This is a genomic window from Pseudomonadales bacterium (assembly GCA_024234165.1).
GTDB lineage: Bacteria > Pseudomonadota > Gammaproteobacteria > Pseudomonadales > UBA5518 > UBA5518.
In genome coordinates this window covers 1,227,263-1,243,301 of sequence record JACKOP010000001.1, presented here as the reverse complement: position 1 = coordinate 1,243,301, position 16,039 = coordinate 1,227,263, and the positions used below count along the sequence as shown (strand labels likewise).

General features: G+C 62.9%; 12 protein-coding genes. 6 read left to right on the top strand and 6 right to left on the bottom strand.

Annotated elements, in window-relative coordinates:
* Positions 1 to 47 precede the first annotated feature (47 nt).
* Both H7A12_05335 and H7A12_05330 read right to left on the bottom strand, forming a co-directional pair.
* Positions 48 to 1,082, bottom strand: a complete 1,035-nt coding sequence (locus H7A12_05335) for a DNA-3-methyladenine glycosylase 2 family protein (protein ID MCP5320237.1) — start codon at positions 1,080 to 1,082, stop codon at positions 48 to 50.
* 126 nt (positions 1,083 to 1,208) lie between these two features.
* Positions 1,209 to 2,402, bottom strand: coding sequence for an FAD-dependent oxidoreductase (locus tag H7A12_05330; GenBank protein ID MCP5320236.1), 1,194 nt, complete (start codon positions 2,400 to 2,402; stop codon positions 1,209 to 1,211).
* Between the two features lie 375 nt (positions 2,403 to 2,777).
* Between H7A12_05330 and H7A12_05325 the strand changes: the two genes are divergently transcribed.
* Both H7A12_05325 and H7A12_05320 read left to right on the top strand, forming a co-directional pair.
* A complete protein-coding gene (locus H7A12_05325; GenBank protein MCP5320235.1) occupies positions 2,778 to 4,826 on the top strand; it encodes a sulfatase-like hydrolase/transferase in 2,049 nt (682 codons plus the stop codon).
* A gap of 100 nt (positions 4,827 to 4,926) precedes the next feature.
* Complete coding sequence (locus H7A12_05320) at positions 4,927 to 6,615, top strand: hypothetical protein (GenBank protein MCP5320234.1); 1,689 nt, start codon at positions 4,927 to 4,929, stop codon at positions 6,613 to 6,615.
* Positions 6,616 to 6,676: 61 nt separating this feature from the next.
* On the opposite strand, the gene H7A12_05315 is transcribed toward H7A12_05320, so the two are convergent.
* From H7A12_05315 to H7A12_05300, 4 genes are all read right to left on the bottom strand, one after another.
* Positions 6,677 to 7,402, bottom strand: a complete 726-nt coding sequence (locus H7A12_05315; GenBank protein ID MCP5320233.1) for an outer membrane beta-barrel protein — start codon at positions 7,400 to 7,402, stop codon at positions 6,677 to 6,679.
* A gap of 184 nt (positions 7,403 to 7,586) precedes the next feature.
* Positions 7,587 to 8,936: a chorismate-binding protein gene (locus H7A12_05310; GenBank protein ID MCP5320232.1), complete on the bottom strand. Its 1,350-nt coding sequence runs from the start codon at positions 8,934 to 8,936 to the stop codon at positions 7,587 to 7,589.
* 57 nt (positions 8,937 to 8,993) lie between these two features.
* Complete coding sequence (locus H7A12_05305) at positions 8,994 to 9,593, bottom strand: TetR/AcrR family transcriptional regulator C-terminal ligand-binding domain-containing protein (GenBank protein MCP5320231.1); 600 nt, start codon at positions 9,591 to 9,593, stop codon at positions 8,994 to 8,996.
* Positions 9,586 to 9,954 carry a RidA family protein gene (locus H7A12_05300; GenBank protein MCP5320230.1) on the bottom strand — a complete coding sequence of 123 codons (369 nt, stop codon included), beginning with the start codon at positions 9,952 to 9,954 and terminating at the stop codon, positions 9,586 to 9,588. Before H7A12_05300 ends, H7A12_05305 begins: the two co-directional genes overlap by 8 nt.
* A gap of 194 nt (positions 9,955 to 10,148) precedes the next feature.
* Here H7A12_05300 and H7A12_05295 point away from each other — a divergent pair, with 194 nt between their 5' ends.
* The 4 genes from H7A12_05295 (at position 10,149) to H7A12_05280 (ending at position 16,032) form a co-directional block, all read left to right on the top strand.
* Entirely contained in the window at positions 10,149 to 11,816 is a 1,668-nt protein-coding gene (locus tag H7A12_05295) for a GMC family oxidoreductase N-terminal domain-containing protein (protein MCP5320229.1), read from the top strand.
* A 351-nt stretch (positions 11,817 to 12,167) separates the two neighbouring features.
* On the top strand, positions 12,168 to 12,383 hold the full coding sequence (locus tag H7A12_05290; protein MCP5320228.1) for a DUF861 domain-containing protein: 216 nt from the start codon (positions 12,168 to 12,170) through the stop codon (positions 12,381 to 12,383).
* The gene (locus tag H7A12_05285; protein ID MCP5320227.1) at positions 12,346 to 13,461 is read left to right on the top strand and encodes a nucleoside hydrolase; all 1,116 of its coding nucleotides are present in this window, start codon (positions 12,346 to 12,348) and stop codon (positions 13,459 to 13,461) included. Before H7A12_05290 ends, H7A12_05285 begins: the two co-directional genes overlap by 38 nt.
* 165 nt (positions 13,462 to 13,626) lie before the next feature.
* A complete protein-coding gene (locus H7A12_05280; GenBank protein MCP5320226.1) occupies positions 13,627 to 16,032 on the top strand; it encodes a TonB-dependent receptor in 2,406 nt (801 codons plus the stop codon).
* Positions 16,033 to 16,039: the final 7 nt, after the last annotated feature.

Here is a 16,039-nt window from a genome sequence, read left to right as displayed (position 1 = left end):
CCGCACGCCGTTTGTGTCGACGAGCGCGGGCTTTTGCGACGGCCTTTTCAGGCGTGCCGTTCCGATGGAATCATCCCGCGCTGTTCGAGTGAATCGAGCAGCAGGTGGAAGTAGACCATGCCGCTGTAGGGTTGCCAGCGTGCGGTCGCCTGCCGCACCCCCTCATAGTCGAGCTTTTCCGCACGACCCAGCCAGCGCTGCAGGGTGTTGCGTGCCCCCACGTCGTCACCGGGAAACACATCGAGACGCCCGAGCGCGCGCAGCAGCACGTACTCGGCCGACCACCGGCCCACTCCGTGCAGCCGGCGCAGGAAGCGGACCGCACCGGCATTGTCGAGCGCTTCGAGTTCGCTGAAATCGAGGCTTCCGTCGGCGACGGCAGTGGCGAGTTCGATCAGACAGTGCGCCTTCTGGCGACTGAAGCCGAGCGAACGCAGCGATTCCGGTGAAACACCGGCGAGCGCCTGCGGGGTCGGGAAGGCGTTGGAAACCGAGGCAGAGCCGTCGGCAGCACCCGGCTCCGGATACGCTCGCCCGTACGCTTCGATCAGGCGGTTCAGCAGCGTGATGCCCACGGTCAGCGTGATCTGCTGGCACGCGATGGCGTTGGCGAGCGTTTCAAACACACTCGGGAAGCGTGGCGGCCTGAGCCCGCGCCAGCGCTGCGCCAGTGGTGCCAGTTCGGGATCGGCTGCGGCCATCCGGTAGAAGTCATCGAGGTCGACGTCGAGGCCCAGCAGGCGCCTCAGCAGGCCCTGCGCTTGCGCAACGGCGCCGGTTCCGACGTCGTTCCCGGCAAGCGTGACCTGGAGTGCGGCGGCGCCGGTGCCGCCGTTTCGATCCTGCCACACACCCGCCGCGATCGGCGTGCTGCGGCTGCCGAGCAGCAGGATGCGTCGGTACGCATGTCCGTCCCAGCGGTCGATGCGGTTGTGTGGCCGCCGGCACAGTGCCAATGCCGTGAGGTCGAGCCGGAATGGCGCAGGCGCCGCCAGCGTGAAGCTCAGCTCACTCAAGTCCGGCTTCCTTGCCTTCAGAGGCAGTCGCAACGCGTTGCGAAGCGTGTGGCGATGCCTTCGCATCGGGGAGCGTGCGCCGCAGGGATGCGCGCTCGAGCCTGCAGGGATGCATTTACGGCGTCCCACCGGTGCGAAGGCATCGTCGCACGCTGCTTGCATCGACGATCGGGTGCCTTTGCGACCGCTTCTTCAGGCGGGCAGGCGACCCTTCAGATCCTCGGGGCGGAAGGGACCCGCTTCGGCGATCAGCCGGCGTGCGTTCGGCACCTGGTCCCACACGTTCCACAGCAGTACGCCGCGCACCCGTCCCTTGTCGAGGTAGTAGACCACACCCTCGCGGTAGGGCTCGCGCCAGTCCTCGACCATCTGCAGCCGCGAGTTCGTCAGCCCGACTGCCTCGTAACCGAGGTCGAACAGATCCGAATAGAAGAAGGGGAGGTGATCGTAGCGTTCGCTGGCCCCGGCCATGTTGCGCCCCGCGGCACGACCCATGGTGTTGGCGTTGTCTTCATGCTCCACGCGCCGGCTTTCATCGAGCGTCGATTCGTGGAAGAAGGCCACGTCTCCTGCTGCATAGATGTCGGGGTTGCTGGTGCGCAGGTACGCGTCGACCACGATGCCGTTCTTCAGTTCCAGCCCGGCCTGTTCCGCGAGTTCGACATTCGGTGCTACCCCGATTCCGGCCACGATGGCGTCCGCCACCACCGCCGTGGCTGCATGGGTCGCCTGCGAAGATGGCTCCAGCACGAAACGCCCGGCCTCCTTGCGCATGCCATGCACCGTGTAGCCATTCAGCACCCGCACGCCCTGCTTGCGATAGTAGTCGTTCAGGAAGCGGGACAGACCCGGTGGAAACAGCCGCCAGCTGATGCCTTCGTCGGGAAACAGCATCGTCACCTGTCGGTCGTGCATCGCCAGTGCCGCGGCGACTTCCGATCCGATGAAGCCGCCACCGATGATCGCGAAATCCCGCTTGTTCGCACTCAGTTCGCGCAGCCTGCGGTAATCCTGCGTCGTCTGGTAGTAGATGACGTCATCGCCGCCGAAGCCCAGGTGCCGCGGTGTGCCACCTGTCGCAAGCAGCAGCTTTTCGTAGCGGTAGCGATTTCCCGCCGTATCGGTCACGGTTCTGGTTCGCGGGTCGATGGCGGTCGCCGCATGGCCGAGGTGCAGCCGGACTCCCCGGGCTGCCGTGTCGCGCCAGATCGTCTCCAGAGGCTGATCCTTCCACAGCGCCTTGGACAGTGCAGGGCGGTTGTACGGCGGGTCCGATTCCGCACCGACGAGTCCGATCGAACCCTCATGATCCACTTCGCGTATGCCCGCCGTGGCAGCATCCGCTGCCATGCCGCCACCGATGATCAGGTATTTGTGGTGTGTCATGTCGGCATCCCTGGAACTGGGAACCGGAACTGCTGCCCGCGCGGGCAGGCTGCCGGCGTCTGTTGGTCGCTGTTCAGAGCAAGGACGCGAATAGGTATACGGCCGTGGCATCTATGCGTCAAGCGGTGCGGTGAGCATGGCGCCGGGTGCGTCAGGGAAGCCAGTCTGCAGGGACTGCGCTGTTCGACGGCAGAATCCATGGAATTCACGAAATTTTCACGGTGTATTGACGAAAGCTTCACGTTTGCTTTGCTGGGATGCCGTGCCTCGATTTCCACTCCCGACGGCAGCACCTGCATTGTCCGTTTCACTGAAAAAAACGTTCTCGTGGTGCGGGGTGCTGCGGCATTCATGGCGCTGCGTGGAGTATCCGGCATGACCACGTCCCTGGATCGGGCGCGCAGCGACCGCCACACCCTCGTGGGCCATGCCTGCTTCATGCTGCTTGCGATGTTGGCGCTGATGCTGCTGTTCTCGCTCGCACGCACGGCCCTGTACTGGCACAACGTGGAGCTTGCCAGCAGCTTGTCCCGGGCCGAGGTGCTGAGCAGTTTCGGCATTGGTCTGCGCTTCGACCTGATGGTCACGAGCATTCTCTGCCTGCCGTTGCTGGCGGGTTTTCTCTGGCCCTCGTCTGCGGCCCTGCGCAAATACCTGGTCGTCTGGCTGGCGGGCGCTTCCTCGCTGGCGATCTTCTTCTGCATCACCGAGCTGGATTTCTATCGCGAATTCCACCAGCGACTGAACAGTCTGGTCTTCGAATACATCCGCCAGGATCCGAAGACTGTCCTGAGCATGTTGTGGAACGGCTACCCACTGTTTCGTTACCTGCTGCTGTGGCTGCTGCTGTCGTGGCTGATGTACCGCTTCTACTGGCTGCTGGACCATCTCAGCTGCGTGCTGGTGCAGCGCATGGCGAAGCCGCGGCAGGCGCCTCCCGTGCTGCGCGTGCTCGTCTGCGTCGCCGTCATGCTCGCCCTGGTGCTGGGAGCGCGTGGCACCCTGCGTTCCGGGCCGCCGTTGCGCTGGGGCGATGCTTTCCACAGCCGGAACCTGTTTGCGAACCATCTCGGTCTGAACGGCATCTTCACGCTGTACAAGGCGGCAGCGTCGGGAAACCGCAAGACCGACAAGAGCTTCTGGCTGAAGGCGATGCCGCTGGAGAAGGCGACCGCGATCACGCGCGAGCTGCTGCTGACGCCGCAGGATACGTGGGCCGGCGACGGCACGTTGCCACTGCTGCGTACGCACGCGAGCAACACCCATCCGGCGCGCAACGGGGCAGGCAAACCGAATGTGGTCGTCATCCTGATCGAGAGTTTTTCCGGTGTGTTCACCGGAGCGCTCGGCAACGATCTGGGGATCACGCCGGAATTCGACCGGCTGGCGCGCCAGGGATTGCTGTTCACGCGGTTTTTCTCGAACGGCACGCACACGCACCAGGGCATGTTCGCCACTCTGGCGTGTTTTCCGAATCTGCCGGGATACGAGTACCTGATGCAGCAGCAGGAAGGATTGCACCATTTTTCGGGCTTGCCGCTGTTGCTGCACCGGGAGGGTTACCAGGACATCTATCTCTACAACGGTTCCTTTTCGTGGGACAACCAGGAGGGTTTCTTCCGCAATCAGGGCATGACACGCTTCATCGGTCGCGACGATTTCGTCGATCCCGTGTTCGTGAACCCGACCTGGGGCGTGTCGGACCAGGACATGTTCGAACGCGCAGCCGACGAGCTGCAGAAGTTGCCGAAGGACAAACCGTTCTTTGCGGTGCTGCAGACGCTGTCGAACCACACACCGTATGCACTGCCGGATCCGCTGCCGGTGCAGCCGGTCTCCGGACAGGGCCAGTTGGACGAGCACCTCACGGCGATGCGCTACACCGACTGGGCGCTGGGGCAGTTCTTCCGGCGCATCGAGAAGGAGCCGTGGTATGCCAACACGCTGTTCGTGGTGTTGGGAGATCACGGTTTCGGTGTCAGCAAGCAGCTCACGGACATCGACCTGCTGCGGTTTCACGTGCCGCTGCTGCTGATCGGCCCGCAGGTACGCGAGACGTTCGGTGCCACGATCGATCGTGTTGCCGCCCAGAACGACGTGGCTCCGACCGTCATGGGGCTGATCGGTGAGTCGTTCACGCATCAGTGCTGGGGTCGCGATGTGCTGTCGGTAACCGATCCGGGCTTTGCGCTGATCAAGCCGTCGGGCAACGATGAGATCGTTGGCTTCCTGCGCGGGGATCGCATCGTGGTGAAGCGCCCGGGCGCTGTGCCCGATCTGTATCGTTACAGCGTCGGCCGTGATGCCCGCGTGGAGAAGCTGGACGACGAAGCCATGAAAGAGCAGATGGCGAGCACGCTGGCTGCGTTCGTCGAACGCGCCACGCGCAGCCTGCTCGACGATACGGCCGGCACACAGCAGTAAATGCGCCTGCGCACACCCGGACACGCAGCACACGTGGTTCGCTCCGGGTACCATGGCAGAATCGATCTGGACCGAACCGTTGCATCCGATCTCATCGACCGTGAAAAAGCCTGCAGATCCGCGTGAACAACTGGTAAACGCCCGCGTCCTGTACAACGCAGGCCTGCTGGACGATGCAGAGCGAATCTGCAGGAAGATCCTTGCGAGCGAACCCGACGACGTCGAGGTCGTCGGCCTGCTGGCCGAAACGCTGCAGCGCAAGGGCGATGCAAGAGCTGCGCTGAAGCTGTGGAAGCGCACACTGGCCCTGAAGTCCCCGCCGTGGACCGGTCTGCGCAACCTGCTTGGCTGCCTGCGACTGCTGGTGGCGCAAGGCAGCCGCAGCGATGCGATCAGACTGCTGCGCCAGCCGGTTCCGACCTGGCCGCTCGTGCGTGTTCCGGCTGCCGACGAGCGCGAGATGCTGATGTCACTCGCCACGGTCATGGTCGATCTGGGCGAGTTCGCCAAGGCGGACGTCCTGTTGAAGAGTGTGGTCGCGTGCCTGCCCACGGACGCTGGCGTGCTGCACGCGCTGGGCGAAATCGGCATCCTGATGGGGGATACGTCCGCTGCCCGCAAGTTCCTCGAGGCGGCCGATGTCGCGATGCAGCCGCGCACGAACCTGCGCTTGCTGCGTGATCTGCAGCGCTGCGCAGCAGTCGAAGGCGACGAGCAGAAGGTGGCCGAACTCGAGCGCCGTGCGGCGATGCTGCGTCCGGTCCATTCGGCACCACGCAAGCCGGGCCAAAGGGCGGAGGTCCTGGTCCTGAACCAGATCCAGCTCGAGGAAATCAGCTCGGACCATCAACTGCACTTCAGTGCGAACTACGCCAGCCAGATCACTGCCGTGCTGGGCGATGAAATTCATTTTTCGTCGGTATTCGCCGAATACGAGGCCAACCTTGCCGCCCTGGAAAGACTGCCCCGGCCGGACCTGGTCATCAACAACGTCGCCAATGGCGAGGCGCTGCTGATGCACGGCACACTGGCGGCCGCGCGCTGTTTCGCCGACGCTCTTGCGGTGCCGGTCATCAATCACCCCGACCGGGCGGTGCTCACCACGCGCGACGGCATTGTCGCGCTGATCGCCGGCCTGCCGGGTCTCGTCGTGCCGGGGACGCAGCGTTTCAGCAAGGAGGCCAGAAACGTCGAAGCGCTGGTCGCTGCAATCGAGGCGCAATTCGGCTATCCGCTGATCACGCGCAGCATCCTGTTCCAGCAGGGGTATGGCATGACCCGCATCGATGACCGGGACATGCTCGTGAAGATCCTGCAGACCGAAGTGCAGAAGGAGTTTTTCGTCACCGAATTCGTCGACAGCCGTGGCCCTTCGGCGTTCTACCGCAAGATCCGGGCGGTGATCGTCGGCGACGAGATCATCGTGGCGCGCGTGGACTACGACACCAGCTGGAACGTGCACGGGCGCAAGTCCGCTCCGCGCGTCGCGTTCTGTGAAGCGCACCCGGAACTGCTGGCGGCGGAAGACCGGATCTGTCGCGATCCCGATCAGGAGCTGGGGGCGTCGGTGTCATCGACGTTGCGTGCCATCCGCGAACGCATACCGCTGGAGATCTTCGGTATCGACTTCGACGTGACGCCCGGCGGTCGGGTGGTGCTTTACGAGGCGAACGCGACGATGAACCTGCTGCACGCCGCACCGGAGCATGTGGCACCTCCGGCGCATGCGCAGCAGCGCGTACGGGAAGCCATGCGTCGCTATCTGCTGCAGCGCGCCGGCAAGAGCTGAAGGCAGAAAAAGAAAACCCCCGGTCTTCACCGGGGGTTTTCAGAGCCTGGCTCGCGTCGACTCAGAAGTTGTAGCCGATACCGATCACACCGATCGTGCTGTTGGGCTGGGCCTTGACCTGCTCATGCTCCGACCACGTCGGAGTGCTCCCCCCTCCGCCGCCACCAGAATCGCTGTACGAAAAGATCTTCTTGCTCTCGTACCAGACGTGCTGGGCTTCGGCGTACACGAACAGGTTGTCGGTCAGCATCGTGCTGATTCCGCCGCCCAGACCCCAGCCGTTGAAGCGCTTCGACCCGTTGACATCATCACTCTCGTAATAGCCGAAGTCGTTTCCGTCCATCTTGAGCTTCGTGTTGTGGTACGCCAGTTTGCCGTACACGAGTGTCTTCGGCGTCACCAGATAGCCCGGTGCCACGTAGAACGAATAATGATTCTTTTCTTCTACCTTGGCGCTGTAGCCATCGCTGTCCCTGAATTTGGCGACGTCGTGCTTGCCAAGATCGGCGGTTGCGCCTACCTGCAGCACCACACACGAGGTGATGTCGAAGCCGTACCAGACGTTGAGGCCGGCGAGGACATTCTGCTTACCGCCTTCATCCTCTTTCATCGAGTCAGTGTACGTACTGGAGCCGTAGCTTTCGACGTACTTGGTCTTGACCTCTGCGCCGGTGGACTTGAGCAGCAGGTCGGCGGAGACGCCGAAGCCGCTGAAATCGTTGGCCGAAGCAACCGCTGGAACCGTCAGCGCAGCGGCTACCAGAAGTGCGAGTGTGTTCTTGCTCATGGATACCCCCTGTAGGTTTGAGTGATACAACCGGACTCACTCGGAACGTGCAGTCTGATTGCACGTCCCCAGTCTCGGTGTGCCATTCTGGCGGGTCAAGGCGCGTGTGGCGTTCTGTAGAGGATTTCCCAGAATCGGACAGCAAACGGCGGGAATAGTTGGCGTCGTTCTGGCGTTGGCCGAATCAGCCCGGCCACGGCTCGGCGTCGGGTGGCCCCTCGCTCTGCCACGATTCGACCGCTTCCATCAGGCTGCGCAGCTTGTTCCTGACCTCGAGCAGCTCCTGTTCCGGGTTGGACGCGCCGATCACGCCTACCCCTCCCTGGGTATGGAGTGTGCCGTGCTGCAGCAGAGCCGAGCGCAGGTTCAGAAAGCAGGATATATCCTGCCATCCCGGTGCGATGCGACCGACCATGCCGCCATGGAAAAGGGTTGGTTCCAGTCCGGAGTCTGCGAGCGGAATCAGCTCGGGGGGGTACGAGGCAAGTGGCGGAAAGCTGTCCTCCAGGAGGTCGACGAAATCGAGTTCCGGGCGAAGTTCCCCGCTGACGCGTGAATACAGGTGTCTCACCCGCTTCAGCGTGCGAATCCCCATCGACTGTTCGACGCAAGCCGTTCCGGGCTGACACAGCCCCTCGAGCCGCTGGAGGTAACGCTCGAAGGCCATCAGATGCTCGGCTTTCTCTTTTTCATCGTGCTGCAGTTCGAGCAGCCAGCGGCGGTCCTTTTCCGGGTCGCTGGACCGCCCCCGCGTCGATGCGATCACGTCGAAGACGAGTCTTCCGTGTTGCAGCTCGAAAACGTTTTCCGGGCTGCAGCCCAATGAAAAGGTTTGTTCGTCGAGCGCCAGGAAATGCGACGCTGCCGCTCCCGGTTCCGAGCCGGCATAGATCTCGAACAGCCCGAACGGGTCGCTGCCGGGCTGGATCGACTTGCGGCAGGACCTCGAGATGATCATTTTTGCGGCCGGTCTCGACTGCAGGACCCGCACGGCTTCCTGCAGGCGCTCCAGCAGCCGTCCGTCGGTTTCGCTTTCCCACGGCGCAGCGGGTGACTGTCGATAGGATGAACGCTGGCGAGGAAGCTCGCGTTCGGGAAGGTTATCGATAATCTCGTCCCATTGCGGATCCGTGGCGACGACCTGGGTTTTCAGCCCATTCGCCTCGCCGGAGAATTCCGCTTCCATCCCGGGCTGGATGCAGCGCAGCAACGGCAATCCGGGGTCGCAGGAAGGGCGCTGCAGATCGAGACTGATGATGAAAAAGCAGGGGAGCGCGGGGTCGAGCAGCTCGCGCAGGCGGCGAAACGGCCTGGGCACCGGGGCTTCGCGCCTGCGTCCCTCCGCAGTCACGATATCGAAGCCGTTGTGGTCGTAGCTGATCACGCGTCGGGGAAAGGCGCCCACCCAGGCGGTGTTGCGGTGAGGGACGTGCAGCAGGTACTGATTGGACGGGTCGCCGCTTTGGTCAGCCTGCAATCGCCTGAACAGGGAGCAGGCGGCGTCGAAACGGGTCGCGGTCGCAGCGTTTCGCATGGGCCATCCTGCTCGAGTGCGTTTGAGGCCTCATTCTGCGCAAAGCCGACAGCGTTGTCAGGCCAGGCGCTGCCCCGTGCAGGCGAGGACCGTCTGCTTGACCAGCAGTTCGATGAAGGCGTCGTCAGGGGGTGAGCGCATGAACACCGTGCTGAGAATGATCGGGGAAATCAGCATCGAGATGAGCGCAACCGGGTCGGCGTCGGCGGGAATCTCGCCCGCGCGCTGCGCATCGGCCAGCGGCGCGTGCAGTGCGGCGATGATCGGCGCCCAGTGGCGGAACATCTGTTCGCGGAAAACCTCGTTGTTGCTGCTCACGAGCATGCGGTTCATCGCGGTTTCGATCGGGTCGTTCAGAAAATCGCGCAGGCCGAACGCAATGCGGTGCAGGTCTTCCTGCCAGTTGCCGCTGAACGGGATGTTCAGGTGCGAGACGTGCTCTGCCAACGCTTCGGCGATCAGCGCGCTGCGATCAGGCCAGCGCCGGAACAGCGTGCTGCGATGCACGCCGGCGAGCGCCGCCACCTCCTGCAGCTCGAACTCGAGCCGTCCGTCACCGATCAGTTGCAGGACGGCTGCCGCCACCTGCTGGCGGTTGCGTTCGGTGCGTCCGCCCGGGCGCCTGCGCGGCCGTGTCGGCTTCGAGGCGTCAGCCACCGATGCGGGCAATCGCCTTGACCTCGACCAGGGTTTGCGGGTAGCCGAGGGCGGCAACGCCGATCGCAGTCCACGCCGGGCGTGCATCGCCCAGAAATCGGGCCTTCTCGGCTGCGAACTCGTCCATATGCGCCGGATAGCCGACGTGGAAGCTCGTCAGATCGACGATATCGGCGGCTTCCAGCCCGTGCCGTGCCAGTACTTGCCCGAGTGCCTCGAATGCCAGCCGGAACTGCCGTGCGGGGTCGCTCGGTACCGTGCCGTCGGCTTCTTCGCCGACCTGTCCGGCACAGAACAGCAACTCGCCCGCCCGCACGGCCTGCGAGAAACCGTAGGCCGCGGCCTGTTCTTCGCTCACCATCTCGTCGCTCCTTCTTCGTCGTTGCCGGCATGGGAATTGGTTTCGGCCTTTGTCTGCCGTGTGCCAGGGCCGGATCCACAGTTGACACCATTCTTCCTGTTACTGCAACATGCATTGCATTAAGGGTTTTTGATGCGGGCGTGCAATTCCGTGCGTCCTGCGTCCGAAGAACGCGCCACAGGGGCCAGGTCAGTATGCCGGACGCAAATCCGTACGACTTCATCATCATCGGTGCCGGCTCGGCCGGGTGCGTGCTGGCAAACCGTCTTTCCGCCGATTCCCGCCATCGCGTGCTGCTGCTCGAGGCGGGCGGCAAGGACAAGAGTCCGCTGATCCATGTTCCGGGTGGATTCCTCGCACTGCTTTACGGCGGCAAGCATGCATGGCACTACCAGACCGCTCCACAAAGGCATCTCGACAACCGCGTCCTCGCCGATGTGCGCGGCAAGGTGCTCGGTGGCAGCAGTTCGATCAACGGCATGTGCTACAGCCGTGGCGCACCCGAAATCCTCGATGGATGGGCTGCGGACGGCAACCGCGGCTGGTCCTGCGCCGAGATGCTTCCTTACTATCGCCGGGCCGAGGGGAATCTCCACGGTGCCGACGCCTTCCACGGCGGCGATGGTCCGTTGCGTGTCACCCGGACCGGGCTGAGCAACCCGGCGACCCACGCCTGGATCGCTGCGGCGCACGATGCGGGCTACCCCTACAACGACGATCACAATGGCGCCCGCTCCGAAGGCTTCGGCCCGGGTGAACACACCATCTACAGGGGGCGGCGCATCAGCACGGCGGTCGCGTATCTGCGACCGGCAGAACGGCGTTCGAATCTCGAGGTGGTGACCGGGGCACACGCAACCCGCATCCTGTTCGACGGCAAGCGGGCGGTGGGTGTCGAGTATCGCGTCGGGCAGCAAACGCACTGGGCCAACGCGGGGCGGGAGATCATCAGCAGCGCCGGGACCTTCCAGTCGGCCCAGTTGCTGATGCTTTCCGGCATCGGTGACGCGGAGCATCTGCAGGCGGTCGGGATCACGCCGCTGCACGACCTGAAAGGCGTGGGCCTGAATCTGCACGACCATATCGGTACGTCCGTCGCCCTGCGCTGCCCGCAGCCGATCACGTACTACCGGTATTTCCGCAATCCGCTGGCGATGCTGCAGGCAGGCATCGCCTATCTGTTTGCCCGCAAGGGGCCGCTGGGCGGCAACGCGATCGATGCCGTCGCCTATCTGCGTTCGGGAACCCCTGGTCATCAGCAACTCGACCTGAAGTTCTATTTCATGCCGGCGCTGCTGGTGCAGGATCCGGGCATCAAGGGCGGACACGGGGTGAGCAACCTCATCATCCTCACCCGCCCCGAGAGTCGTGGCCGGCTCGGCCTGCAGTCGGCCGACCCGCTGGCGCCGCCGCTGATCGACACCAACTACTTCAGCCACCCACGCGATATCGAGGCGCTGCGCCGTGGCATCCGCATCTCACGCGGCATCTTCGGCGGTGCGGCCTATCGCCGCTATCACGGCGAAGAGGTCGTGCCGGGTGCGGGCATCGAAACCGATGAGCAGATCGACGCGTTCCTGCGCCGCACGGTGGAGGTCAATTACGAAGCCGTCGGTACCTGCCGCATGGGGCATGATCCGCTCGCCGTCGTGAGCGACCGGCTCGAAGTGCACGGCGTGGCGGGGCTGCGGGTGGTCGATGGCTCCGTGATGCCGCGCATCACCACCGGTGACCCCAACGCGACGATCATCGCGATCGCCGAGAAGGCGGCAGAGATGATTCTCGGCAAGGCAGCGGGAGCCGGCGTGCCAGACCAGCGCCCATTTCAGCGCGTCGGTGCTGCGCAGCTGTTGTCGCTTTGACGAGAGTTTTTGGCATATGCCACACTGGACGAAGAAACAGAGAACATCAGGAGTCATGCGATGAAATTCTGGTCCCCGACTTTCATCATGGCCGTCGTCGTGTTGTCAGTGGTGGTTCCGCCGGCAGTCGCCGATTCATCAGGATCCACCACGACGGCAAAGATTGTCCCGCTCAGGCTGGATGCCGCCACGCTCCAGGATGTCGCCCTGACACCCAAACCTTCGGCGCCTCCGCATACCGTGCTGAGCGGTGTTTCGCAACCAAGGAGCGCCGTACTGTTCGATAGCGATTCCTTCGTTGCCGTCGTGTTCGAAGAACAGCCGCTCACATTGGCACTGCGTGCACCGGGGATGCCCTACGACGAGTACGTGCACATCCTGGATGGTGGGTTGATCCTGACCGATGCCGATGGCCAGGCCCATGAGTTCAAAACGGGTGATTCGCTCGTGATCCCGAAGGGCTTCACAGGGACCTGGGAGACGCGTGGGAATTTCCGGGAACTTGCTCTCGTATCACGCAAGGACTGGGATGCCACGCGGAAACCCACGGCAAAGCCTGTTGATTAGGCTGCGCTCCCGGGGCGTTGCCTGGATCCCGTCCTGGACCCGAAAGGGTGCGGTGTTCGGTTCAGTATCGCTCGTGTGGATTCTGTTCCTGCTCGTGTCGGGGTTGCCGGTACGAGCAGACGATCCGGTGGGGCTCGTCTTCGATACCGATATGTGTGGTGACGTGGACGATGTGCTTGCACTCGGCATGATCCACGCAATGCAGTCGCGCGGTGATGCCAGGTTGCTGGCCGTCACCGTCAGCGTCGATGACGCCAGGGCGGCGCCTTTTGTTGATCTCGTCAACACGTTCTACGGTCGTGGCAGCATTCCCGTCGGGACAGTGGGTGCCGGTGGGCCCAGGGAGAACTGCAAGTACCTCCCGATGGTCGACATTCGTGACCAGGATCGGCTCCGCTATCCTCACGATCAGGCAGGGTTCCCGCTCGCAACACGGCTCCTTCGCCAGGTGTTGGCAGCGCAGCCGGATCAGTCCGTGGTCATCGTTCAGGTCGGCTTCTCGACGAACCTGGCGCGATTGCTCGACACGCCGGGGGACGATATTTCACCGTTGACAGGCACTGAACTGGTGAAGGCGAAGGTCCGGTTTCTGTCGTTGATGGCCGGAGCCTTTGCTCCGGTCGAAGGCAATGCCCGTTATCTCGAGTACAACGTCGTAAAGGACATACCGAGCTGTGCAGGGTTGGTGGCGCGATGGCCGACCGGCATGGTGTTCAGCGGCTTCGAAATCGGTATGGCGGCACGCTACCCCGGCACAAGCATCGAGCGTGACTACAAGTACGTGGCACATCATCCGCTGGCCGAGGCGTATTACCTTTATCTGCCTCCGCCGCACAATCGGCCCACCTGGGATCTGACGAGCGTTCTCTACGCCGTCCATCCGGAGCGCGGCTATTTCGATCTCTCACCGCCCGGTGATGTGGCCGTCGCGAGCGACGGATTCACCGAATTCACGCCGAATCCACAAGGTCGCGACCATTACCTGATTCTTCCTGACGAGGCACGCAAGGCGCGTGTGCTGGAAGCGCTGGTCCAGCTTGCCAGTCAGCCGCCGGATCGTCGCAATGCCTCGCCCTGAGGGCCCGGGTGGCCGAGGCGTCGTGCCGTACAGGCCGGTTCGGCAGGAAAACCGTGCAAGAAAGCTGTGGACACGAACGACCGCACTGCGCTACGTTGCGCGGGCTCGTGCCACCCCATTGCGGTGCGGGCTGAATAAGAACAACCGGGTCGGAGCGCTGCGGCCATGCGTGGCTTTGCGATACGACCTCCACGTCAGGAACATCCCATGAAACGTGTACTCCGTACTGGTGCAATCTTTGCGTCGGCGACGCTGTTGCCTGCAGCATTGCCGACGCTGGCAGCCGAAGGCGCAATGCTGGACGAGATCGTCGTCACCGCGCGCAAGCGCGATGAAAGTCTGCAGCACGTCCCGATGGCTGTTACCGCTTTCAATGCGGAGCAGCTCGAGGCGGCCCAGATCGCCAACATCACGGACCTCGAACGCATGACGCCGAACATCACGATCAGCGACACCGGTGGTCTGGTCGCCGGATCTGTTTCGGTGTTTGTGCGTGGCATCGGCAACGACCCTGGCTTCGACCAGGGCATTGGTATCTACATCGACGACATATATCTCAACCGCACCACCGGAGCGCTCATCGAGACCTACGACATCGAGCGCATCGAGGTACTGAAGGGCCCCCAAGGGCATCTGTACGGACGCAACACGATAGGCGGTGCAATCAAGTACGTCACACGCCGTCCTGGCGATGAGTTCCAGGCGGACGCACAGGTGAAGATCGGCGAGTTTGACCTCGGGCAAATCAGGGGGAGTGCCTCCGGCCCCCTGGTTGCTGACCGCCTGTACGGCACCGTCGGTGTCATCGTCAAACGACAGGACGGTATCCAGCGCAACGCCTTCGATGGCAGAAGATTCTGGGATGGTGATTTCCGCGGGTATCGTGCCGGTCTGCTGGCGAGGTTCAGCGACAACCTCAGCGCCTACCTGACGGCTGACTACAGCAAGGACAGTTCCCAGCCGCGCATACCCAAGCGGGTGGCTGTAAATGCTGCCCAGCTCACTGGAATCGACTTTGTGATCAGCGGAGCAAACCGGTTCCTCGGGCCGGGCATCGGACTCGTCAGCACGCCGAACGACATATCCATTCCATCCGGCATCGACGTGGTCAATACGGAGCTTGGTGCTGCGTTTGACAAGTACGAGATCGAGACCAAGACGTTCGCGCTCACGGTCGAGTGGGACATTCTTGATCGGTGGCGGCTCAAGTCGGTGACTGCGGTGCGCTCGGTCGACAACGTGCAGGTATTCGATTTCGACGGCAGTTCGCAGCAGTTCATTACGACCATCGTGCCGCGCAACGCCGACGACTACAGCCAGGAACTGCAGCTCAATTACAGCGGCGACGACGTAAATGCGGTGCTTGGTGCCTATTTTCTCGATGCGACGCAGGAAAGCTTGACCGACAATCCCCAGTATCCGCGACTGCGGGCGGTGCAGATGTACTACCGGACAGTCTTCGAGAATGAGGAAACCCTGAAGTCCGAGTCGGTTTACGCATCGGTCGACTGGAATTTCGTGGAGAAATGGCAACTCTCGCTTGGTGGACGTTACACCACCGACAAGAAAGAAATCGACCAGATGGATCGTGTCGACAACGGGTGGTATGCGCTTGCGCGTCTGCAAGGGTTCCCTGCAAGCGCCATTGTGGCGGTGGCGCCGGGGCAAGAGGTTGCAGCCGAAGCCAGCCCGATGTTTGGCGGTTGGGTCGCCAATTCCCGCTTCTTCCAGCAGTCCACGATCAATACCTTGCGCGGCGGAGGCACGTGGTCCGAATTCACGCCGAGCGCCAAGCTCAGTTGGTTTGCAGGCGATGATCTTCTGATCTACGCAGGGTACTCCACGGGCTTCAAGACGGGTGGCTATAACTCGACTGGTGCGGGCATTGCCGCCAAATACGCGCCCGAGACCGTGGAGTCCTATACCCTCGGGCTCAAGACGACCCTGGGCGGAAACTTCCGCGTGAACGCCGAGTTGTTCTACAACGACTACACGGACAAGCAGCTTTCAGTCATTGCGCTGGTGAACAATACCCTCTCGGCCGTCAACAGCAACGTGGGGAAGATGAAGACCCAGGGCGGCGAGATCGAGATGACCTGGGCGCCGTTGAGCGACCTCTTGCTGGCCTTGAACGTGGGCTACCTCGATACCAAGGTCAACTCCTATCCGACACGGGATGCAGCAGGCAATCCAATCGATATCGGCCGTTATACAGCCATCGGTTTTTCACCCGAATGGACCGCCCAGGCTCGTGTCCAGTACGGGTTCACCGTTGGTGACATGGGCCGCATCACGCTCGGTGTCGATGTTGCGCATCGCGACGAATCGTTCACAAACTCGCCGATCGACCTGCGCGACCCGCTCAGTCAGGTCCAGGTACAGAAGTCGCATGAGATCTGGAACGCGTCGGCCGCGTGGAATTCGCCGAGCGAAAAATGGCGAGTGGCGCTCGAGGGACGCAACCTGGACGATGAACGGGTGCTGACCAGTACGTACAAGGTTGGCCCCTTCCTGACGGGTGCTTACAACATGCCGCGCACGTGGGCGCTGTCGGTGGCATATGCTCATTGAAGATGGC

Excerpts from the sequence above, each read along its gene's own strand:
- H7A12_05300 (MCP5320230.1), bottom strand. The coding sequence starts at position 9,954 with ATGGTGAGCGAAGAACAGGCCGCGGCCTACGGTTTCTCGCAGGCCGTG.
- H7A12_05315 (MCP5320233.1), bottom strand. The coding sequence starts at position 7,402 with ATGAGCAAGAACACACTCGCACTTCTGGTAGCCGCTGCGCTGACGGTT.
- H7A12_05310 (MCP5320232.1), bottom strand. The coding sequence starts at position 8,936 with ATGCGAAACGCTGCGACCGCGACCCGTTTCGACGCCGCCTGCTCCCTG.
- H7A12_05280 (MCP5320226.1), top strand. The coding sequence starts at position 13,627 with ATGCGTGGCTTTGCGATACGACCTCCACGTCAGGAACATCCCATGAAA.
- H7A12_05285 (MCP5320227.1), top strand. The coding sequence starts at position 12,346 with ATGCCACGCGGAAACCCACGGCAAAGCCTGTTGATTAGGCTGCGCTCC.
- H7A12_05295 (MCP5320229.1), top strand. The coding sequence starts at position 10,149 with ATGCCGGACGCAAATCCGTACGACTTCATCATCATCGGTGCCGGCTCG.
- H7A12_05330 (MCP5320236.1), bottom strand. The coding sequence starts at position 2,402 with ATGACACACCACAAATACCTGATCATCGGTGGCGGCATGGCAGCGGAT.
- H7A12_05325 (MCP5320235.1), top strand. The coding sequence starts at position 2,778 with ATGACCACGTCCCTGGATCGGGCGCGCAGCGACCGCCACACCCTCGTG.
- H7A12_05335 (MCP5320237.1), bottom strand. The coding sequence starts at position 1,082 with ATGCGAAGGCATCGCCACACGCTTCGCAACGCGTTGCGACTGCCTCTG.
- H7A12_05290 (MCP5320228.1), top strand. The coding sequence starts at position 12,168 with ATGCCCTACGACGAGTACGTGCACATCCTGGATGGTGGGTTGATCCTG.